The sequence below is a fragment of the Rickettsia sp. MEAM1 (Bemisia tabaci) genome (genome assembly GCF_002285905.1).
Classification (GTDB): Bacteria; Pseudomonadota; Alphaproteobacteria; order Rickettsiales; family Rickettsiaceae; genus Rickettsia.
On sequence record NZ_CP016305.1, the window covers coordinates 1,043,882 to 1,063,417 of the forward strand.

Sequence of the window (19,536 nt, forward strand, 5' to 3'; positions counted from 1 at the left end):
AGGGAAGATATAATAAAATTGCTTTAGCAATGAATTTATATCAAGAAATATGAGAAGTTATAGAAAGAATAGTCATAGTCAGTATGATTTAAAAGTGCATCTTATATGGATACCAAAATATAGGAAGAGAATATTGATAGGCAAAGTATCGGAAAGGACTAGAGATTTACTGAGGCAGATTTGTATGGAACATGAAGTACATATAATTTCAGGGAAAATATCATGTGATCACGTACATATGTTTATCTCATATAAGCCGCAAATATCTCTTAGCAAGTTAGTACAGTATTTAAAAGGCATTAGCTCAAGAATTTTATTGCAAGAATTTACTCATTTACGAAAACAATTTTGGGGCAATCATTTGTGGGCTAGGGGCTATATGGCAGTCAGTTCAGGTAATATAACTGATGAAATGATACAGCACTATATTGATGAACAGGAAGGTGAACCTGTGAATGATGATCGATTTCTAATCGATTCCACTTTATAACCCCTCAGCTTATAGCTGAGGGTTGTTTAGTTAAGACTTTAGCAAGTTGTAGGGCAAGCATTGAAGTAATATTTTTAATTAATCATCGATGATGATAATCAAAAAAATAGTATCGACTAAGTTTTTCTAACTAAAAAATTTAAAACGTGGCACTTGATATCTATCTACAGCGACTGATTCGTTAAAAATTGTTTAGCGTTCGCTATAATGTTTATATATTCATATTCCTACTTGTATTTTGTTGTTTGATAAGTATAACTATACTATTAGTTGTATTCAATATACGAAGTTATGATAACAAAAAATATACAATATTATGATAATAATGCACAGTCGTTTTATGATAAAACGATTAATCTAGATTTATCTGATAGCTATAAAGAGTTTATAAGTTATTTACCTGAGAAAGCTCATATTCTAGATGCAGGGTGCAGGGCAGGGCGTGATACAAAATATTTTCTGAGCCAAAATTATCAAGTAACTGCTTTTGATGGTTCAAGCGAAATGGTAAAATTAGCTTCAAAAGCAACAGGGATTGATATTCTACATTTAAGTTTTCAGGATATGGATTTTGAAAATATATTTGATGGAGTTTTGGCTCAAGCTTCATTACTACATGTTCCTTATAGTGAAACAAAAGATGTTTACAAAAAAATTCACAGGGCATTGAAACCAGATGGAATTTTTTATGCTTGTTATACTCATGGGGATGATTTAGTGCAAGCTGATGAACGAGATTTTTATAATATGAATGAAGATATAGTAAAGCCTTATTTCGATGGACTTTTTGATATAATTAAAATGTGGACAAGCGAAGACGGTAGAATCTCCGCAAGTAAAGATAAATTATGGTTCAATTTTATTGTGAGGAAAAAGTAATAAAATAATGAAAAAATAATTTTTATATATCTGATATTTTTTATTTCAATATCTAATGTTTTTGCTGTTGATTGTGAAGAGCCAATGACTCAATCAGCAATTAATTATTGCAATTTACCAAAAGAGTGGCAAAAGCTTTGCCCTATTTTGAACGCAAGAGTAGAGCAAACTCCTCGAAAAATGAAGTTACAAGAATCAAATGCAAAAAGTTTAGAGAAGTTTTTAAGCTCTACTAATTATAATTTCATCTATTTATCTGAGTTACAAAATTTTCTACCGAAAAATACCCTTGAGTTATTAATAGCTATCAATGAGAGAAGCTTAGATAAAAAAGAAGCGGATATAATGGCAAAATATTTGCAAGAATTAATAGAATCTTATAATTTTCAAAATGTTGCTGCGTTTGATGAAAATACTTCTCATATTATAGGTAGAGATTGGCATGATATTGATTATTCTGGTGAAGGCATGACTTGGCAAGGTCAAAAAGCAAAGTATGCTCCTTACGGTATAACAGATTTTAAATCTATAAATTGTTTGAAAAAGTTCTTTGCAGTTGAATCAAAGTTGCCATACTTTACTAAAATATATAAGCCTCGAGTATTAAAAAAGCATCATACTCCTCACGGAAATGCAGGCTGTATTGTTAGAAGGATAATTCTATTTTAGTTGTAAAAACGTTAAACTCAGGTAAATCAAAAGATTTTAGTGGCAGGTTCTATGTTTATGAGTGTCATATAATAGACAAAGATTTTACTCTTCCTAAGAACAATTTACTAAAAATACCAAGTAATGCTATAAATGAAATTTCAGAGGTTAAATTTATTGAAATAGATGACCTAACCCCTGAAAATGTACGTTTTCTTTCAGCTTTATCGCATATATAAAGAGATTTTTAAGGCTTTACCTTAATTTTGGAAAGTTATAAAAATTTTATTTTTCCTGCTCCATAGCTTTATTACGCATTTCCAAATATTCTTCTTTAGTCATTCTTTTTTCAGGATATACATACTCTAAAAACACTTTACCGTTTAAATGGTCAATCTCATGCTGAATAACCCTTGCTAAAAATCCTTCAGCAGTGCCTTCAATTTTATTACCGTTAATAGTATAAGCTACATAATGGATTTTTTTGAATCTTGCAACAGGACCTGTAGCATTTTCTACTGAAAAGCATGCTTCATAATCTTCGTGTTTTTCATTACCTATAGGTTCATATGATGGATTAATCCAAATGCTTTTAGGCATTGTATCAGTAAGGTCAGGACGCCATTTTTTTAACTCTTCGTTATTGGCTACTGCAAACACTATAATTTGCTTTGAGATTCCTATTTGCAGAGCAGCTAGTCCTGCACAATTTTCTTCTTGATCGTATTTTTGCTCTAAAATACTTATATCATGTAAATCTTCTAAAGATAAAGGGAAGCTTAATTTTTTTGCTTTGACTCTAATGGTTTTATTCTCTGAATTATTTAAAGTGTCAATATTTAGAGTTACATATTCCGGTAATGAAATTTTAGGGTCTATCATGTTACTTTTACAACCTGTCATGAAAATTATTATAGTTAGTAGAAAAGCTATTTTCATATTATTCAATTTTCCTTAAAGCCGTACTGAAATATACTCCATCCCCGAGATTTACGCTACGGAAATCAAAAGACTCAAAATCTATCTCGGGTATGGGGTTTGAATAAGAACTTTTCATATCTAGCAAATTTTGTTTTTCAGCATATTCTTTGAAAGTCATATTTGGAGGTAATTTTTTGCTAGTATCTTCAAAACTAAAATACCTAATTTCATAATTAACGCCGTTAATAGTTACTTTCGAGCTGCAAATTTCAGGATGAGCAGAAGAAGAGGAGGTAGCATTTGTTATTTGCGGCATCACGTCTAACAGTTCTTTTAATTTTAAATTTCCTTCAGTGCCATACATCGCAGCTGATAAAATTAGAAAAATAAATAAACCTGAGAAATATTTTCTAAACATAACCTTATTTTTTTAAATAATATTATCTTATAAATCAAGGAATATGCCTTGTCAAGGTTGATAGAAATAGTAAATGTATTTTACAATTAATATTTACTATTTTGTAATATATCTTTTAACTTGCTATAAAAATCATTATTAATATATAGGCTTTCGTACAATTATAAAAATATCTAAATAGGTCTATGTTTTGCCTTAATAGTTTTAATCCCATCAATAATATATTAATATATAGAAATAAGTATCTTTTCAATTAAAAGTAGAATAAAATTAAAATTTATGATATAAAGCTATTCCAGCAATAATTTTTCTTATAGCATGCAGAAAACTGGCGTTGTTGCAAGCTTTAATGTCGTTCCTGCGTGAGGCTTACCCCGCATGGATCGAGAGTCGTCATTGCGAGAAGAAACTATAAGTTTCGACGAAGCAATCCAGAAAAAATAGTAGAAAAGTACTGATTTTAGTATTTTTTTACTAGATTGCTTCGTCAATTATTTCGTAATTTCCTCGCAATGACGGATCTTTTTTAAAAACTGTTGGGTACTATTAATAAAGATACGCAAAGTAAAGATATTAAAAAAGCCTTGGAAAATAGATAGTAATATTTTTTTATACAACAAGCGGCATAAATTCAAATTAGATTATATCTAATTTCTTTAATAATTTTTCTTCGTCTATTTCATTAAATTTTTTTGCCATTTTTACTAATTCTTGCTCGTTTGTTAAATTGGCATTTCTAACTAAATATTTTTTGATATTTTTATATTTTGCTGATTCTACTGAATTCCATGTCAAACTAAACAACCCTCAGCTATAAGCTGAGGGGTTATAAAGTGGAATCGATTAGAAATCGATCATCATTCACAGGTTCACCTTCCTGTTCATCAATATAGTGCTGTATCATTTCATCAGTTATATTACCTGAACTGACTGCCATATAGCCCCTAGCCCACAAATGATTGCCCCAAAATTGTTTTCGTAAATGAGTAAATTCTTGCAATAAAATTCTTGAGCTAATGCCTTTTAAATACTGTACTAACTTGCTAAGAGATATTTGCGGCTTATATGAGATAAACATATGTACGTGATCACATGATATTTTCCCTGAAATTATATGTACTTCATGTTCCATACAAATCTGCCTCAGTAAATCTCTAGTCCTTTCCGATACTTTGCCTATCAATATTCTCTTCCTATATTTTGGTATCCATATAAGATGCACTTTTAAATCATACTGACTATGACTATTCTTTCTATAACTTCTCATTTCTTGATATAAATTCATTGCTAAAGCAATTTCATTATATCTTCCCTTCGCCTAAAGGCGAGGGATTTTTGATCCCCGAAGGGGGACATTAAGAAAAATAAGAGTTGTATTTGCTTTTAAAGCTTTCTCAATCTCGCTTGCTCCTGTTTTATCTATATCGTTATTCCCAAAGGTCAAGACCAATAAGGGTTTTATTAAGCTTAAGCAGTTTCGCAAGCTCTATAGCTCCGTCTGTACTTATATTATTACCAAACAAATCGAGCTGGATAATATTATTATCGCTTGCTAGCAATTTAGAGATTTCTTTAACATCTTTATCAGTTAATCTTTTTTTCGAAAGATTAAGAATATCACCGCCTTTTTTTAAATTTATTGCTTCTTCTGTAAAATCCTTTTCTTCTAAAAACTTTATTAAATTATCCATATATTTTGAGTTATATTATTATATTTACATCTTTTTTGTTATTATTTAAATTTTAAATTGCATTCGTTAAATTCCTATCCTTGAAACTATTATAGCTATTTATTTTGTATTTGCAATGATATTAATATAATTTTTTCTACTTTTGGTTTACAGTTGAATAGAATATCAAAAATTATAAATTATCTTATAAATAGTGAGATAAAATAGGAAACTAAAAAAACTTACAAATAAAGAATTTATGGGGAAGTTTACAAGTTAAAAGTGGAGATCTTCTATGTACTTTGACATGTGGTACCCGCGGCCAGACTTGAACCGGCAAGAGCTTACGCTCCACGGATTTTAAGTCCGTTATGTCTACCATTCCATCACGCGGGCAATTAAAAATACAATAGTGTATTTTGCTAAGTGGACAGATTAATAAAAAAAAGCAAAAAAAGCAAGCACTTTTATTTATTAATTACATAATAATAAAAGTCTAATGCAGGCAAATCAAATTTTGCCTATAATATATTAACTAAAATAGTGACAAAATAGTAATAATATGATATAATTAACCTTAGAAAGTAATACTTTCTTTTGCATGTTATTGACAAATGCCGCAAGGTAAGCTAGTTTTGCATAGTGAATTTTTTATTAATCTTAATATTAAATGTAAGTCTGACTTTAATTTTTTATTAAGCATAATTTAAATTCCAATAAGCAATTTCTATCTAAAAAGGTTTTTATGACTACAAATATAGTAGGTAAAGTTAAATGGTTTAATCCGACGAAAAATTTTGGATTTATTGAACAGGAAAATGGCGGCAAAGATGTGTTTGTACACAGATCTGCCGTAGACGCAGCAGGTCTTGCAGGTCTTAATGAAGGACAAGATGTAATTTTTGATCTTGAAGACAAGAATGGTAAAATTTCTGCAGTTAACCTCAGAATTAAATAAATATATTTGTACCAAAAACAGCTATCCAAAGTTTTCAAATTTTGGATAGCCTCGTCACCTTTTACAACAAAATATTAGATATTTTGTTTTGTCTTATAATAACCTTATACATGTCTTAAGCATTGGAATGGTTTAATGCTTAAAAGTAAAAAAATATCATAATTATGGTATTATTAACAAATAATTTTAAAGCTAACTAAAATCTTTTTTGCTGTAAATTATAAGATTTTTTTGAAATAGGTTCGCTATTACTTCGAATCAATTAAAGCTATTTTGTTAATATGCTATAGATAATTTAATGGCTGCTACTAGTATATTTTTGTAATACGAAGATACTAAAGTCATTATTTTTTGCTGTGAGTTATTTTTATACAATCAATAATGTGCATATTTTAACTTAAACTTTATTGGATTATATAATGAAAAATTTTAATTTACCTGAAGAATTAACTACTACGCTTGAAGCGATGAAGATAATAGAGCCAACCGAAATACAAAAACAATCGATTCCGGTTGCTATTGCAGGTTCTGATATACTTGCTTCTAGCCAAACTGGTTCAGGCAAGACTTTAGCTTACTTGTTACCAGTAATTAATGCATTTATTAAAGATAAAACTACTACTTTAATATTAGTACCGACAAGAGAGCTTGCAACACAAATCTGTTCTACCTTAAACAAAGTAACTACGTCTTTCAAAATAAATAATGCAGTTCTGATAGGTGGTGAACCTATGCCTAAGCAATTTACGCAATTAAAGAAAAATCCTAAAGTAATTATAGGAACTCCTGGGCGTATTATTGATCATTTAAATCGTGGAAGCCTAAAAATTGATCGTATAGGTATAACTGTGCTTGACGAAATGGATAGAATGCTAGACATGGGCATGAAAGAGCAGTTAGAAGAAATCAATAAATTTTTGCCTGAAAAAAGACAAGTTTTAATGTTTTCTGCTACTATGCCAAAACATATTATTTCTCTTTCACAAAAATATTTAAATAATCCTGTACGTATTACAGTCGGTGCTACTAATAAAGCAGCAGCAGAAATAAAACAAGAGTCAGTACATATTACAGATAAAGAAAAATTTACTGAATTAAATAAGCAGCTTGGTGATAGAGAGGGATCAGTAATTATTTTTGTAAAAACAAAACGTTCTACTGATCAGTTGGCTAAAATGTTAAGATATGAAAATCATAAAGCAGAAGCTATACATGGCGATTTAAGTCAGCGTCAACGTGATAGAGTAATTTTATCATTCCGTAAGTCAAACCATAGAATAATGGTGGCAACTGATGTTGCTGCTCGTGGGCTTGATATTCCGCATACTCAACACGTAATTAATTATGATTTACCGATGTGTCCGGAAGATTACCTGCACAGAATAGGTAGAACTGGTAGAGCTGGTGCTAAAGGTAATGCATTATCATTTATTTCACCTGATGATGTTGTTAGATGGCGTGCTATTGATCGTTTAATAAATCAAGGCGAATCTACTCCTAGAGAGAGCTTTAGAAGTAACAAAAATAATCGTAAAAGATCTTTTAGTAATAATAGAAGAGGCGATAACTCTAATAAAAGATTCGGTTCTGGCAATAAAAGAAGTTCTGAGAGTAATAGTAATAATTACAGTTAAAAAAGAAGTAAAGTATCTTAAGAGGAAAGTCCATCCCGCAACTTGTTTGCGGGACCTTGCAGACGATGCTGTGATCAAGGAATGAGCATGACGTTTCCAATCAACGTAATGGCACATAATTATAGGAGGATAAATTCATAATTTCTAATTTTTCACGATTACAAAATATATATAGTATTTTATTTATATTAGTTATTTCGCTCCCTGGTGGTTTAATTTATTTACTTACTGGTTCGACGCTTTCTTTTTGGCTTCGAGAATCCGGTTTTGATAAAATTACCATCGGTCTTTTTAGTCTGGTTAACTTCATTCACATATTTAAATTTCTATGGGGACCGCTACTTAAAAAAATAAGCTTTATAACCTCAAATAGTCGTGGATATAAATATTGTTTAATCTTTTCATTGATTAGCTGCATTTGTTGCGTATATATTTTAACAGGCTTTAATCCCAGTACTAATTTTATATCATTCTCTTTGTGCTTGATAATTCTGGCATTTTTTTCCTCTATTTATGACATGCTTTTGCAATCTTCCCAAATGCTACTTATTAATAATAAAAATTGGGGAATAAGTGAGGCAGCTTGCACTAGTGGGTTCAGAATCGGCATACTCATATCAGGTTTTGGTGCATTATATTTATCGACTATCATATCTTGGCAAGAAGTTTATCGTGTAATGGCGATTTTATGTGTACCATCATTATTGCTAATTATTTTCTATCCGCTAAAATTTAAAGAAAAAATAGCCGTTAATGATTTTGATAGATTTTGGCACGCTTTTTATGATTTTATCAAAAAACCTAAATGGCTAATAATTGTTGGCTTTATGCTTCTATATCGCTTGCAGGATAACTTTCTTTCAGTTATGCCAAATATGTTTTATCTTGATATCGGTTATACGAAAAAAGATTTAGCTCTTGGATATAAGGCTTTTGGTATGTGTGCTACTATAGCTGGAGGATTTATAGGCGGTTTTCTATGCCGAAAATATGAATATACTTATATTTTTAAAAGAGTATTAGTTTATCATGCTTTATCTAGTATAACTTTTTTACTGCTCTATTCTTACAGTCAAACTATGACAACTCTTTATATAGCAGTGTTTTTTCAGGAATTTACCAAAGGGCTAACTATGTCGCCGTTTTTTTCTTACCAATTAAGATGTTGTAGCTCTAAATATTGCATAACGCAGATCGCCTTGATTACTTCTATTGCTTATATTAGCACTGTATTGTTTGGTAGTATTTCCGGTTACGCCGCTACTTATTTAGGTTGGGGATACTTTTTTGCTATTGCAGGTTTTTGTTTTATACCGGCATATATTCTAATCAGATATTTACCTAGAGTATAACTTTGATAAAAATTCTTTTTTTGCTTTTCTACTAGGGTATAAAGTTTTAAGGAAAATAGTACCGTCATCTTCTTTTACATAAGGTACTACATATACTTGATCAGTTATTCTAACATAGAAAATTTTTTGTCCCTTATATTTAGCTTGATTATAATGTAATCTAATTCCTAATAAGTTACCGTCATTAATTGACTGAATTATCTCGTCAAAGCCTATATTCCGCTCAAGTAATAATTTAGCATTTTTTTCATGATTATATCTAAATTTGGGCATAGTATTTTAGAGTTTAGTAGCGTCTGAGTGAATTAGCATGTTAAGATAAGTTTGATAAGGCAAGCCGTGCTTAGAAGCTTTGATCTTTATTGCTTCGATATCATGTTCTGCAACCCTAATAGTAATAGATCGCTTGTTATTAAGATGTGCCTTTGCAGCTTTTCGAAGCAAAGCTATTTCATTTTTATCATCAAATTTTTGATGCTTTTCAAAATTATCTTCAATATCTTGTTCGTAAGAATCTAATTTACTGCTCATATATTTACCCTACTTATACATATTATCATTTTATATTATGTAAATACTTTGTCAATACTTAAAATTTATTGTTCACATATTATATTGTAAAAATAGCCCTAGTAAGTTATAATAACAAGCAAATTTATTAAAGTAATTTTACTATGTTTATTCAAACTGAAGATACCCCAAATCCTGATGCAATAAAGTTATTTCCTGGACAGGAAATAAGTACTCAGCCTATATTTTTTAGTGAGCGTGCTGAAGTAAAAGGAAAAAGCAAACTTGCAGAATCGCTATTTAATATTAATAATGTTAAATCAATATTTTTCGGTAGTGATTTTATAACTGTTACTAAAAAAGCTGAAAGTGATTGGCAAGTGATAAAGCCAGAAGTTTTAATGGTTGTTATGGATCATTTCGTTGCGGGCTTTCCAGTATTTGAAGAAAGTGCTAAAGTGGATGATATAAACCTTGAGGGGCTTTCAGACATAGAGAAGCAAATTATCGAGATTATTGAGACAAGAGTGCGTCCCTCTGTTGCACAAGATGGGGGTGATATAATTTATAAAGGTTTTGAAAATGGTGTAGTAAAGTTAGCATTACGTGGTGCATGTCTTGGTTGCCCTAGCTCTACTATTACCTTAAAAAATGGTATTGAATCGATGCTGAAACATTTCGTACCAGAAGTTATAGCAGTTGAAGTTGTTGAAGAGGATTTTGATCAGTAATAATTTGGTTTAAATAGTGCTTTACTTATTAATCGTTTAGTGGTATTTCAGATTACTAAATTATAAATAAGACAAAATTATTATGCAGGATTTAAGGCTCATTCAAGCATTGAATTATAATTTTAGTATAAAAGAAATTAAATATTTATTAGACCAAGGTATAACTACTAACGCAGTAGATAGTATAGGAAATAGTGCATTACATTTTGCTGTAGATAGTAGTAGAGGGGATGCTTCTGTTATTGATTTATTAATTCAACATAATGCAAATGTTTTGTGCCAAAATAATAAAGGTCAAACACCATTATTTTTAGCTGTTATTCTAGATTATAAAGTGATAGCAAAGCTTTTACTTATAAGTAATATATCTACTGTCATAATAGAAGATAATCTTGGCAGAAAACCTTCGGATGTGGCTCATGATCAAGAGTTAAAAAAGCTATTAATCAAAACAGAAGAAATTGTTAGAACTTTAGAGGATAACTATTTGTATGTTCAAGAAAAGCTAGAAGAATTAGGATTAATAGGAGAAATTTAAATATAGCGTAAAATAAAAATAAAACATATATTGCATCTTTATTTTACACCTCAGGTATCGTCAATAACAAATTACAAAAGTAATTTGTTATTGATAAAAAATTGTAGAAATCAAGATTTGAAGCGGTTCTTCTACCAAAGATTTCAAAATAAAAATTTTATTACATTGAACAAAATTTATAAGTTTGTACTAAAAATAATATATATATAACTGAATTTATATAAAAGGCGGAAACTGCTTTTCGCCTTTTGTATCCAATATTCCTAGCCGAATAGCGTATTATGTAATAATTCGCTATTCGCATTCAGGTAAATAAATATTTATCAAGCCTATTCTTCTTTTGCGTCATTAATTGTATCATCTTGATTCCAAATAACGTACTGTAACTTAACATCTTTTGGAGCATAAACTACTATAGGTAATTTGCTGTTATACCTTATAAATGCTTTATCACCCAAATATACATTTACAGGCTGCATAGTTGCTTTTACACCTGGGCATCCCATTAATGTAGTAATAGGATGGTCACCAACTTGATCTATTACGTAATAATTATATCCCCATCCATCTAAAGTTTTTTCCTCTAGCTTACCGCCAAACCTCATATTATTACAATCTTTCATTGCCTCTTTTGTAGCTTATAATTTTACTTTTAAATTTTCCTCATTAGACTTGTTAGGTAAATAAATTACATAACGTTTTTGATCGCTGAGAGGTTCAGGGTAGGGTGCAATATCCTTTAGTGATCTATTATTATCGGCTAATAAATTAATGCTGAAAAAACATAGTATAAGAAATGATATAATTTTCATATGATTTACTCCTGATAGTTTTGATGTTATTTCTAGCTTAAGATTTGTTCACGTGGATCACTATCCCCCTGTCATCCCACGGGCTTGTAGCGGGATCCAGCTAAAAAATACTAATAAAATTAGTATTTTTTATTATTTTTTGGATGCCGCAGGTACAAGCAACTAGATGACACTGAGGACGTTATTCGATCCACGCGGGCAATGCCATCACGGAGTGACACTTAGAATGTTTTTCAATCTACGTAAGCAAGCCTTAAATGAGAATGATATTTAATCCCTTTTCTTTCTTAGGAAAGCTGGTATATCGTGAATGTCAGATTCTTTAGTCTCTTCATCGGGCATACCAACTACAACATTTTTTCGTTCTGGGATTTGATTATTATTTTGTGTGCCTAGTGACCCCCACATCCTTACAAAGAAAGATGATTTAGGAGTTTCTCCAGCATCATTAGTAAGACTTACCCCTGGTTCCATATCATCATTGGTTGGGTTAGGATTTTGGTCTAGAGAGTCAGCAATTTCTGCTTCGTCGTTACTATAGCTGTTAAAATTAGGAATTTCTTCAATATGAACAGGTTGATCTCCTTGAGTAGACTGAGCTCTAAGTTTTGTATCCTCATCTTCTTCGGTAGATAAATCGGTAGCACTAGAATTAACAGGTTTATAAAGTGGTATTTTATCTGCATCAATACCTGTTGCAACAACTGAAACTCTAATAATCCCTTTTAGCTCAGGATTAAATGTTGAACCAAAAATAATATTAGCATCTTTATTATTTACTTCCTCTCTAATTCTATTAGCAGCGTTATCGACTTCAAATAAAGTCATATCTGGTCCGCCTGTAATATTAATTAATACACCTCTAGCACCGCACATTGAACTATGATCAAGTAATGGATTAGAGATTGCAGATTCTGCTGCTTTAGTAGCTCTATCCTCACCGCTAGCCTCGCCTGTACCCATCATAGCTTTGCCCATTTCGCTCATAACAGCTTTGATATCAGCAAAGTCAAGGTTGATAAGCCCTGGCATAATCATTAAATCCGTGACGCCTCTAACGCCTGCATGCAGTACATCATCTGCCATTTTAAAAGCATCAGCAAAAGTAGTTTGTTCGTTGGCAATACGAAATAAATTTTGATTTGGTATCACGATTAAAGTATCAACAAATTGTTGTAAATCTATAATTCCTTTATCGGCAGTTTTCATACGATGCCCGCCCTCAAAATGAAAAGGCTTAGTTACTACTCCAACTGTTAAAATTCCAAGTTCCTTAGCAATTCGTGCAATAACTGGTGCAGAGCCAGTACCAGTACCGCCGCCCATACCTGCCGTAATAAACACCATGTTACTATTTTCTAGATAATTGCGAATTTCGTTTTCTGATTCTTGTGCAGCTGCTGCTCCAACTTCAGGGGCAGCTCCAGCACCAAGACCTCTAGTTGTGGAGACGCCAAGCTGTATTTTGTTTTCACAGCGAGAATATTCTAATGATTGTGCATCAGTATTAGCTACTACAAAATTAGCTCCTTGCAGGTTAGCACCAATCATATTATTTACTGCATTAGTACCTGCACCCCCAACACCAAAAACTGTAATACGCGGTTTTAATATTATATTTTCTGGTGCTTTTATGTTTATTAAAGCCATGATAATCGTTTATTTATATTATTATGATTTAAGTATAATAGAAGATTTAGAAATTTCCATAATCTTTTGAGAAAATTTATGAGTACTACCAATCAAGATTAGTTTTTGCAGCAAGTTCTATCGCTTGTTTTATAATAAAATCTTGACCTAAAGGAAAAACAGCATAAGGATTTTCTATATTTCCGTTAAATCCTAGTTATCCTAAAACTAAAGCTGATGCATCACAAGAAAAATCACTAGACTCATCTTTTATGCTATTTGCAGCATCGTTAAGGGTGGGATTTGGAGGCCATTGATACCATATTGTAGTATGCGGGTTATATAATTCTTTAACACCTGAAACGCCATATTTTTCAATTTGCTGAGCTATTTTTAAGGCATTTTCGTCTTGTGCTTCAATTTTGGGCTTAAGCGTTTCAAGAGTATTGCTTGCTCTTTCAAGTGGACGTTTGTGATATTCATTAAATGTATCAACTACTTTATTATGCAAATCACATACTGCTTCATAATCTTTCTTGACCTTATCATTTTTATCAAAACGCTTAATATTGATATCAATCCATCTATCAGGTCCGGTAACTACTATTTCATTCTTAAAATTTAATGTGATATTTTTTGTGTTATAAGCTATATCTGCTAGTTTAGCAGAGATTTTTGGTAAATCCAGAAAGTTATATACACCATGGTACAATGTAACATGGCATTTATTATGCTTATGCTCAAGACCTTGCGGTACTAGTTGTTTAGCAAGTTTTGTATTTATATCTGTAAATTGTTGTGCTACTTCAGAGCTTGGTAAGATAGCTATCGCATATTCAACATAAGGATCTGTCATAAATTAACTCCATATAACATTATATCTTTAATGTAATAGGTTTTATTTAGATTAGCAACTTTTGTTTGAAATGTTTAATAGCGGAACACCATTATGATGTTATTGTGTGGATCGAAAGTCGTCTTCAATTTAGCGTTGTTGTATGGCTTGAAAAATACCCACTATGTCATTGCTGAGTGAGGCTTGCTTGCGTGGATGAAAAAACGTGTTCAGTGTCATGCCGTGGCGGCATTGTTGCGTGGATACCAAATCGTCTGAGCTACGCGACTGCAAGGAGCGTAGCAATCCAGAAAAAATAATAAAAAATGTTATAAAGTTAGCATTTTTTTACTTCCTTGCTTCGTCAATTATTTCGTAATTTCCTCGCAATGACGATTCTCGATCCACGCAACAATGCCTGCCGTGGCTTGGGAACTAGGTCCAGAAAAACAACTAAAAATATCAATATTATTGATATTTTTAACTGGCTCTAGTTTATAAATCACGGGATGACAGGGCTGTAATGCCGACTCTCGATCCATAAAAAAGATAACCATTATTGTAGTATGTTCTGAGTTTTTTTATTCATCTTCTACCTTCGTCTCTAAGTTCTTTTATAGTATATGGTGCTAGTGTTTTATCTTTATTAAATTCCATTATTTGTTCAACTATATCTTCTGTTTTTATTTTGGGTTTTTGAGTTATTGGTGAAAGTACAGCAACCGGTGTATTATGCTTACAAATAGTAATTTGTTCTCTTCCTTTTATATTTCTAGTAAATGAAAAGTTAATAGACGAAGTTTTATTTGAAAAAGAGCTAGGAGTCTGTAGACTGAGGAACGGAGTGTACAAAAAGTACATGAGTACCGAAAGGGCTACAAAGACGACTCAGCCAATTTTTCAAATAAAACGAGTATATACGTTGTATTAGATTAGAAAAATGTGTTTTTGCTTCTAACAAATTAATTTGATTAGATAAATTTTGCTTCATATTAAGTAATATAATAAATAGACTAGCTTATACTAGCCTATTTATTATATTTTGTATAGTACAATTAATAGTTTAAATTTAATGTCCCCCTTCGGGGATCAAAAATCCCTCGCCTTTAGGCGAAGGGAAGATATAATGAAATTGCTTTAGCAATGAATTTATATCAAGAAATGAGAAGTTATAGAAAGAATAGTCATAGTCAGTATGATTTAAAAGTGCATCTTATATGGATACCAAAATATAGGAAGAGAATATTGATAGGCAAAGTATCGGAAAGGACTAGAGATTTACTGAGGCAGATTTGTATGGAACATGAAGTACATATAATTTCAGGGAAAATATCATGTGATCACGTACATATGTTTATCTCATATAAGCCGCAAATATCTCTTAGCAAGTTAGTACAGTATTTAAAAGGCATTAGCTCAAGAATTTTATTGCAAGAATTTACTCATTTACGAAAACAATTTTGGGGCAATCATTTGTGGGCTAGGGGCTATATGGCAGTCAGTTCAGGTAATATAACTGATGAAATGATACAGCACTATATTGATGAACAGGAAGGTGAACCTGTGAATGATGATCGATTTCTAATCGATTCCACTTTATAACCCCTCAGCTTATAGCTGAGGGTTGTTTAGTTTTTTATAAAAACCTAAGATTGTCTAACCATTTTTTCAGGTACTACTATTTTATCAAATTCTTCTTCTGATAAAAGATCAAGTTTTTTTGCGGCTTCTTTTAGAGTGATTCCGTGCTTATGGGCTTCTTTAGCAATCTTTGCAGCATTATCATAGCCAATATACGGATTAAGAGCGGTGACAAGCATTAAAGATTTATCACGTAAATCGTTAATACGGGTTATATTAGGCTCTATCCCGTCCACACAGTGAGTGACAAAGCTATTTGTGGCATCCGATATTAGCTCGATAGATTGCAAAATATTATATATTATTACTGGTTTAAAGACATTAAGTTCAAGATGTCCGTTTGAGCCGGCAATAGTAACTGTAACATGATTTCCCATAACTTGAGTGCAAACCATTGTTAAAGCTTCGACTTGTGTAGGGTTTACCTTACCTGGCATAATTGAAGAGCCAGGCTCATTTTCTGGTAAGTGCAACTCACCAAGACCGCATCTTGGACCTGATCCGAGCAATCTTATATCATTCGCTATTTTCATCAAACTAACGGCTATAGTATTAAGAGTGCCTGAAAATTCTACAAGTGCATCATGGCTAGCCAAGCTTTCAAATTTATTAGGTGCTGTTTTAAAAGGTTGTTTTGTAAATTCTGCTACTTCTTCAGCAAATTTTATATCAAAGCCTTTACGTGAATTGATGCCTGTTCCAACTGCTGTTCCTCCTTGGGCAAGTAGATAAACTTTTTTTAATGCGTCTTCTATTGTTTCTAAAGCATATTCTATTTGTGTAATATATCCAGAAAATTCTTGCTTAAGTGTTAGAGGAGTTGCATCTTGTAAATGGGTACGTCCGATTTTTATAATGCTGTCCCAATCTTTCGATTTATCTTGTAAAGCTGTAAGTAAATTATTTAAAGCCGGTATTAGCTTTTCTTTAGTTGCAAGCACGGTTGCTATATGCATAGCCGTTGGGAATGAATCATTTGACGATTGTCCTTTATTGACATGATCATTAGGATGTACTGGAGATTTACCGCCTTTCATGCCGGTTAGCTCTTCATTTGCAATAGAGGCGATTACCTCATTCATATTCATATTTGTTTGCGTTCCAGAGCCTGTTTGCCAAACTCCTAAAGGAAAATTATCGCTAAATTCACCATTCAAAATTCTGCTTGCAGCTTTATCTATACTCTCAGCTATTTTAGATTCTAGATCACCAAATTCGAGGTTAACTTTCGCAGCACATTTTTTTAATATAGCAAGAGAGCGGATTAGAATTTCTGGCATTTTTTGTTTGCCTATTTTGAAATTTTCTAATGATCTTTGTGTTTGTGCTCCCCAATAAAATTTGTCTTCTATTTGAATTTCCCCAAAAGAGTCGCTTTCTGTTCTATAGTTTGTCATAAATCGTTAAATGTTATATAATTATTTATTTTATTCATAAAATGATCACTGATAGCATTTAAGTCTAATTGCTCGGATAATTTAGCAAAACTATAGTATAATTTGTCTTTAATGGAAGCTTTTTTTAGATTTTTGGCAATAAATCCGATTGTGTTTTCTATCATTATATCATGATTAAAACTATAAAATTTTTGCCAATTTTCGTCATGTGCTTGTTCGGGTGATTGAGGGTAATCTGTATGTAACGGTTTAGCAATTACTGCTTTGCCTTGATATACTTCAAATAGTGTATCACTAATTAATTTTTCATGCTTTAAATTATTAATTACTTTGTCGAGAAAATTACTTAGAACAATATTTGTAATTTCTCTTTCTTTATACTCATCTAAGAATATATTAAGTTGCTTTTCAAAGCTCTTAATAATTTGTTTGTTTTGTAATATATTTTGTGACATAACGCTACCGATTAGAACTAAACTAAACAACCCTCAGCTATAAGCTGAGGGGTTATAAAGTGGAATCGATTAGAAATCGATCATCATTCACAGGTTCACCTTCCTGTTCCTCAATATAGTGCTGTATCATTTCATCAGTTATATTACCTGAACTGACTGCCATATAGCCCCTAGCCCACAAATGATTGCCCCAAAATTGTTTTCGTAAATGAGTAAATTCTTGCAATAAAATTCTTGAGCTAATGCCTTTTAAATACTGTACTAACTTGCTAAGAGATATTTGCGGCTTATATGAGATAAACATATGTACGTGATCACATGATATTTTCCCTGAAATTATATGTACTTCATGTTCCATACAAATCTGCCTCAGTAAATCTCTAGTCCTTTCCGATACTTTGCCTATCAATATTCTCTTCCTATATTTTGGTATCCATATAAGATGCACTTTTAAATCATACTGACTATGACTATTCTTTCTATAACTTCTCATATTTCTTGATATAAATTCATTGCTAAAGCAATTTCATTATATCTTCCCTTCGCATAAAGGCGAGGGATTTTTGATCCCCGAAGGGGGACATTAATAATAGTAACGTGATAGAATAAATCTTATCTAATACTGAAAAAATAAAGAACAATGATAACGCAGATAGTAGTGTACGTTATCATTTTAATAAACATATATTTAAGTAGACTAAATATTTACAGGGAAGTAAATAAAAAACAATATTTGATTTGTTAAAAATATTTCAACTTTGTTAATGATCCCATAGTGAGTGAAAAATTATAGAAGCGGCATTTGATACGTTAAGGCTTTCTACTTTATCAGAAATAGGAATTTTGGCTAAATGATCACAATTTTCTTGAACCAATCTTCGCATCCCTTTATCTTCCGAGCCGAATACCAAAGCTATTTTATCTGAGATTAATTTATCAGTAAAATAATCATCGGCTTCCCCAGTTAGTCCTATAACCCAAAAACCATGTTTTTTTAGGTAATTTATACAAGAGTTTAGATTGGTTACTTTAATAATTTTTATTAATTCTAAAGTTCCACAAGCTGCTTTAGCTATAGTGCCATTTTCATTAGGTGAATTATCTAGTGGTAAGATTATAGCATCCATATTAAAAGCTGCTGCACTGCGAATAATTGCTCCAATATTTTGCGGATCAGTTATTTGATCAAGAATTGCAATCTTACATTTTGAATTTTTTATGTTGATATCTTCTATATTATGGGAAAAAATTGGCTTAACTTTAGCAGCTATTCCTTGGTGGGTCTGGTTTTCTAGCAATTTAGATAAAACATCATTATTAACAATTTTATAAGGCTTGGAGCTTATTAATTTTTTATTTGCATCAAAGATCATTTGAGTGCATAAAATATCCTCAATTTGACGTTTTGGATTATTAAGGGCTGAAAATACAGGATGTTTTCCATAAATATAGTAGTAATTTTTAGAATCCAGCTTTTTATTTTGCATGTTATTGAAAACCTTTGGTAATTTGTTCTTGACAGAAACTACTATTTATTATAGAAAGTTACAACTAAATAAATGTGCAAGCTGCTATTTGTTTATTTGATGATTCGGCGAGAAGTTTTATTAAGTCCTAATACTAATTTATATTGTCTTTTAAAGTGAATTAGTCTATTTAATACAGTAAAGTTCTTTAGGAGGGGTGGCCGAGTGGTCAATGGCAGCAGACTGTAAATCTGCCCGCGTAAGCGTTCGAAGGTTCGAATCCTTCTCCCTCCACCACTTGAATGGTTCAGGGAAGCATATCATTTTTTAAACTTATCATTTTATATTATAAATTATATTTAAAAATAAAATATAATCGTGTATAATTGTAAGTCTGAATAAAATTGGTGTTAGTTGCGGGTGTAGCTCAATGGTAGAGTTCCAGCCTTCCAAGCTGGCTGTGTGGGTTCGATTCCCATCACCCGCTCCATTAAATATAGTGGTGACAAATAAATTTAGCAAAAAACGCACTTTAAATTAACTTGTATTAAA

At 31.4% G+C, this 19,536-nt stretch carries 23 protein-coding genes, 3 tRNA genes and 4 pseudogenes; 11 read left to right on the top strand and 19 right to left on the bottom strand.

The genetic code is table 11. From position 1 onward, the window contains the following. Window positions 1-49: 49 nt before the first annotated feature. The 3 genes from tnpA (BA173_RS05560) (at window position 50) to BA173_RS05570 (ending at window position 2,038) form a co-directional block, all read left to right on the top strand. On the top strand, window positions 50-490 hold the full coding sequence (gene tnpA, locus BA173_RS05560; protein WP_095568239.1) for an IS200/IS605 family transposase: 441 nt from the start codon (window positions 50-52) through the stop codon (window positions 488-490). A gap of 291 nt (window positions 491-781) precedes the next feature. Beyond that, a complete protein-coding gene (locus BA173_RS05565; RefSeq protein ID WP_016948365.1) occupies window positions 782-1,369 on the top strand; it encodes a class I SAM-dependent methyltransferase in 588 nt (195 codons plus the stop codon). An 84-nt stretch (window positions 1,370-1,453) separates the two neighbouring features. Continuing rightward, on the top strand, window positions 1,454-2,038 hold the full coding sequence (locus BA173_RS05570; RefSeq protein ID WP_068042043.1) for a hypothetical protein: 585 nt from the start codon (window positions 1,454-1,456) through the stop codon (window positions 2,036-2,038). Between the two features lie 264 nt (window positions 2,039-2,302). On the opposite strand, the gene BA173_RS05575 is transcribed toward BA173_RS05570, so the two are convergent. The 6 genes from BA173_RS05575 to BA173_RS05595 form a co-directional block, all read right to left on the bottom strand. Further along, on the bottom strand, window positions 2,303-2,956 hold the full coding sequence (locus BA173_RS05575) for a peptide deformylase (protein WP_373554026.1): 654 nt from the start codon (window positions 2,954-2,956) through the stop codon (window positions 2,303-2,305). A 1-nt stretch (window position 2,957) separates the two neighbouring features. Then, window positions 2,958-3,356 (bottom strand): hypothetical protein, encoded by a 399-nt coding sequence (locus BA173_RS05580; protein ID WP_016948367.1) that lies wholly within the window; start codon window positions 3,354-3,356, stop codon window positions 2,958-2,960. Window positions 3,357-3,992: 636 nt separating this feature from the next. Continuing rightward, window positions 3,993-4,151 (bottom strand): hypothetical protein, encoded by a 159-nt coding sequence (locus tag BA173_RS07950; RefSeq protein WP_016948368.1) that lies wholly within the window; start codon window positions 4,149-4,151, stop codon window positions 3,993-3,995. A gap of 31 nt (window positions 4,152-4,182) precedes the next feature. Beyond that, window positions 4,183-4,623 (bottom strand): IS200/IS605 family transposase, encoded by a 441-nt coding sequence (gene tnpA, locus BA173_RS05585; protein ID WP_095568239.1) that lies wholly within the window; start codon window positions 4,621-4,623, stop codon window positions 4,183-4,185. A gap of 160 nt (window positions 4,624-4,783) precedes the next feature. Next, a complete protein-coding gene (locus tag BA173_RS05590; RefSeq protein WP_016948369.1) occupies window positions 4,784-5,047 on the bottom strand; it encodes a hypothetical protein in 264 nt (87 codons plus the stop codon). A 289-nt stretch (window positions 5,048-5,336) separates the two neighbouring features. After that, window positions 5,337-5,422, bottom strand: a tRNA-Leu gene (locus BA173_RS05595). A 349-nt stretch (window positions 5,423-5,771) separates the two neighbouring features. On the opposite strand from BA173_RS05595, the gene BA173_RS05600 reads away from it, so the two are divergent. The 3 genes from BA173_RS05600 to BA173_RS05610 all read left to right on the top strand — a co-directional run bounded on the left by BA173_RS05600 (window position 5,772) and on the right by BA173_RS05610 (window position 8,970). Next, window positions 5,772-5,984 carry a cold-shock protein gene (locus BA173_RS05600; protein WP_016948370.1) on the top strand — a complete coding sequence of 71 codons (213 nt, stop codon included), beginning with the start codon at window positions 5,772-5,774 and terminating at the stop codon, window positions 5,982-5,984. A gap of 419 nt (window positions 5,985-6,403) precedes the next feature. Then, the gene (locus tag BA173_RS05605; protein WP_016948371.1) at window positions 6,404-7,618 is read left to right on the top strand and encodes a DEAD/DEAH box helicase; all 1,215 of its coding nucleotides are present in this window, start codon (window positions 6,404-6,406) and stop codon (window positions 7,616-7,618) included. Window positions 7,619-7,755: 137 nt separating this feature from the next. Next, window positions 7,756-8,970, top strand: a complete 1,215-nt coding sequence (locus BA173_RS05610; protein ID WP_179852187.1) for an MFS transporter — start codon at window positions 7,756-7,758, stop codon at window positions 8,968-8,970. On the opposite strand, the gene BA173_RS05615 is transcribed toward BA173_RS05610, so the two are convergent. Next, complete coding sequence (locus BA173_RS05615; RefSeq protein ID WP_068041531.1) at window positions 8,956-9,243, bottom strand: hypothetical protein; 288 nt, start codon at window positions 9,241-9,243, stop codon at window positions 8,956-8,958. The genes BA173_RS05610 and BA173_RS05615 overlap by 15 nt on opposite strands. Window positions 9,244-9,249: 6 nt before the next feature. Continuing rightward, on the bottom strand, window positions 9,250-9,501 hold the full coding sequence (locus BA173_RS05620; protein WP_016947847.1) for a CopG family antitoxin: 252 nt from the start codon (window positions 9,499-9,501) through the stop codon (window positions 9,250-9,252). 143 nt (window positions 9,502-9,644) lie between these two features. Between BA173_RS05620 and BA173_RS05625 the strand changes: the two genes are divergently transcribed. Together BA173_RS05625 and BA173_RS05630 are read left to right on the top strand one after the other, a co-directional pair. Then, a complete protein-coding gene (locus BA173_RS05625; RefSeq protein ID WP_068041529.1) occupies window positions 9,645-10,211 on the top strand; it encodes a NifU family protein in 567 nt (188 codons plus the stop codon). An 82-nt stretch (window positions 10,212-10,293) separates the two neighbouring features. Next, window positions 10,294-10,749: an ankyrin repeat domain-containing protein gene (locus BA173_RS05630; protein ID WP_068041526.1), complete on the top strand. Its 456-nt coding sequence runs from the start codon at window positions 10,294-10,296 to the stop codon at window positions 10,747-10,749. Between the two features lie 329 nt (window positions 10,750-11,078). Here BA173_RS05630 and eco read toward each other — a convergent pair. The 6 genes and pseudogenes from eco to BA173_RS05655 form a co-directional block, all read right to left on the bottom strand. Further along, window positions 11,079-11,561: pseudogene (gene eco / locus BA173_RS07955) on the bottom strand (serine protease inhibitor ecotin). Window positions 11,562-11,831: 270 nt separating this feature from the next. Next, window positions 11,832-11,975, bottom strand: a pseudogene (locus tag BA173_RS09025) (cell division protein FtsZ); the annotation flags it as partial. A gap of 239 nt (window positions 11,976-12,214) precedes the next feature. Further along, window positions 12,215-13,211, bottom strand: a pseudogene (ftsZ, locus tag BA173_RS05640) (cell division protein FtsZ); the annotation flags it as partial. A 196-nt stretch (window positions 13,212-13,407) separates the two neighbouring features. Next, on the bottom strand, window positions 13,408-14,046 hold the full coding sequence (locus BA173_RS05645; RefSeq protein ID WP_179852186.1) for a hypothetical protein: 639 nt from the start codon (window positions 14,044-14,046) through the stop codon (window positions 13,408-13,410). A gap of 564 nt (window positions 14,047-14,610) precedes the next feature. Further along, window positions 14,611-14,817 carry a type II toxin-antitoxin system prevent-host-death family antitoxin gene (locus tag BA173_RS05650; RefSeq protein ID WP_095568352.1) on the bottom strand — a complete coding sequence of 69 codons (207 nt, stop codon included), beginning with the start codon at window positions 14,815-14,817 and terminating at the stop codon, window positions 14,611-14,613. A 124-nt stretch (window positions 14,818-14,941) separates the two neighbouring features. After that, window positions 14,942-15,016: pseudogene (locus BA173_RS05655) on the bottom strand (type II toxin-antitoxin system Phd/YefM family antitoxin); the annotation flags it as partial. A gap of 170 nt (window positions 15,017-15,186) precedes the next feature. On the opposite strand from BA173_RS05655, the gene tnpA (BA173_RS05660) reads away from it, so the two are divergent. Further along, window positions 15,187-15,627, top strand: coding sequence for an IS200/IS605 family transposase (tnpA, locus tag BA173_RS05660; RefSeq protein ID WP_095568239.1), 441 nt, complete (start codon window positions 15,187-15,189; stop codon window positions 15,625-15,627). Between the two features lie 44 nt (window positions 15,628-15,671). On the opposite strand, the gene fumC is transcribed toward tnpA (BA173_RS05660), so the two are convergent. The 5 genes from fumC to rlmB all read right to left on the bottom strand — a co-directional run bounded on the left by fumC (window position 15,672) and on the right by rlmB (window position 19,005). Beyond that, window positions 15,672-17,063, bottom strand: coding sequence for a class II fumarate hydratase (gene fumC / locus BA173_RS05665; RefSeq protein ID WP_016948280.1), 1,392 nt, complete (start codon window positions 17,061-17,063; stop codon window positions 15,672-15,674). Then, the gene (locus BA173_RS05670) at window positions 17,060-17,518 is read right to left on the bottom strand and encodes a hypothetical protein (protein ID WP_016948279.1); all 459 of its coding nucleotides are present in this window, start codon (window positions 17,516-17,518) and stop codon (window positions 17,060-17,062) included. The genes fumC and BA173_RS05670 overlap by 4 nt, the downstream gene beginning before the upstream one ends. A 52-nt stretch (window positions 17,519-17,570) precedes the next feature. After that, window positions 17,571-18,011 (bottom strand): IS200/IS605 family transposase, encoded by a 441-nt coding sequence (gene tnpA / locus BA173_RS05675; RefSeq protein ID WP_095568317.1) that lies wholly within the window; start codon window positions 18,009-18,011, stop codon window positions 17,571-17,573. Between the two features lie 22 nt (window positions 18,012-18,033). Next, window positions 18,034-18,159 carry a hypothetical protein gene (locus BA173_RS08840; protein ID WP_257008615.1) on the bottom strand — a complete coding sequence of 42 codons (126 nt, stop codon included), beginning with the start codon at window positions 18,157-18,159 and terminating at the stop codon, window positions 18,034-18,036. Between the two features lie 120 nt (window positions 18,160-18,279). Beyond that, window positions 18,280-19,005, bottom strand: coding sequence for a 23S rRNA (guanosine(2251)-2'-O)-methyltransferase RlmB (gene rlmB / locus BA173_RS05680; RefSeq protein ID WP_016948278.1), 726 nt, complete (start codon window positions 19,003-19,005; stop codon window positions 18,280-18,282). A gap of 190 nt (window positions 19,006-19,195) precedes the next feature. Here rlmB and BA173_RS05685 point away from each other — a divergent pair. Continuing rightward, a tRNA-Tyr gene (locus tag BA173_RS05685) sits at window positions 19,196-19,281 on the top strand. A gap of 119 nt (window positions 19,282-19,400) precedes the next feature. Continuing rightward, window positions 19,401-19,474, top strand: a tRNA-Gly gene (locus BA173_RS05690). Window positions 19,475-19,536 lie beyond the last annotated feature (62 nt).

What these genes read in the sequence shown, in the direction of transcription:
- BA173_RS05645 (WP_179852186.1), bottom strand. Translation starts at nt 14,046, where the DNA reads ATGACAGATCCTTATGTTGAATATGCGATAGCTATCTTACCAAGCTCT.
- tnpA (WP_095568239.1), bottom strand. Translation starts at nt 4,623, where the DNA reads ATGAGAAGTTATAGAAAGAATAGTCATAGTCAGTATGATTTAAAAGTG.
- BA173_RS05580 (WP_016948367.1), bottom strand. Translation starts at nt 3,356, where the DNA reads ATGTTTAGAAAATATTTCTCAGGTTTATTTATTTTTCTAATTTTATCA.
- BA173_RS05565 (WP_016948365.1), top strand. Translation starts at nt 782, where the DNA reads ATGATAACAAAAAATATACAATATTATGATAATAATGCACAGTCGTTT.
- tnpA (WP_095568317.1), bottom strand. Translation starts at nt 18,011, where the DNA reads ATGAGAAGTTATAGAAAGAATAGTCATAGTCAGTATGATTTAAAAGTG.
- tnpA (WP_095568239.1), top strand. Translation starts at nt 15,187, where the DNA reads ATGAGAAGTTATAGAAAGAATAGTCATAGTCAGTATGATTTAAAAGTG.
- BA173_RS05590 (WP_016948369.1), bottom strand. Translation starts at nt 5,047, where the DNA reads ATGGATAATTTAATAAAGTTTTTAGAAGAAAAGGATTTTACAGAAGAA.
- BA173_RS05600 (WP_016948370.1), top strand. Translation starts at nt 5,772, where the DNA reads ATGACTACAAATATAGTAGGTAAAGTTAAATGGTTTAATCCGACGAAA.
- fumC (WP_016948280.1), bottom strand. Translation starts at nt 17,063, where the DNA reads ATGACAAACTATAGAACAGAAAGCGACTCTTTTGGGGAAATTCAAATA.
- BA173_RS05570 (WP_068042043.1), top strand. Translation starts at nt 1,454, where the DNA reads ATGACTCAATCAGCAATTAATTATTGCAATTTACCAAAAGAGTGGCAA.
- BA173_RS05605 (WP_016948371.1), top strand. Translation starts at nt 6,404, where the DNA reads ATGAAAAATTTTAATTTACCTGAAGAATTAACTACTACGCTTGAAGCG.
- BA173_RS05625 (WP_068041529.1), top strand. Translation starts at nt 9,645, where the DNA reads ATGTTTATTCAAACTGAAGATACCCCAAATCCTGATGCAATAAAGTTA.
- BA173_RS05630 (WP_068041526.1), top strand. Translation starts at nt 10,294, where the DNA reads ATGCAGGATTTAAGGCTCATTCAAGCATTGAATTATAATTTTAGTATA.
- BA173_RS05615 (WP_068041531.1), bottom strand. Translation starts at nt 9,243, where the DNA reads ATGCCCAAATTTAGATATAATCATGAAAAAAATGCTAAATTATTACTT.
- tnpA (WP_095568239.1), top strand. Translation starts at nt 50, where the DNA reads ATGAGAAGTTATAGAAAGAATAGTCATAGTCAGTATGATTTAAAAGTG.
- BA173_RS05620 (WP_016947847.1), bottom strand. Translation starts at nt 9,501, where the DNA reads ATGAGCAGTAAATTAGATTCTTACGAACAAGATATTGAAGATAATTTT.
- BA173_RS05575 (WP_373554026.1), bottom strand. Translation starts at nt 2,956, where the DNA reads ATGAAAATAGCTTTTCTACTAACTATAATAATTTTCATGACAGGTTGT.
- rlmB (WP_016948278.1), bottom strand. Translation starts at nt 19,005, where the DNA reads ATGCAAAATAAAAAGCTGGATTCTAAAAATTACTACTATATTTATGGA.
- BA173_RS05670 (WP_016948279.1), bottom strand. Translation starts at nt 17,518, where the DNA reads ATGTCACAAAATATATTACAAAACAAACAAATTATTAAGAGCTTTGAA.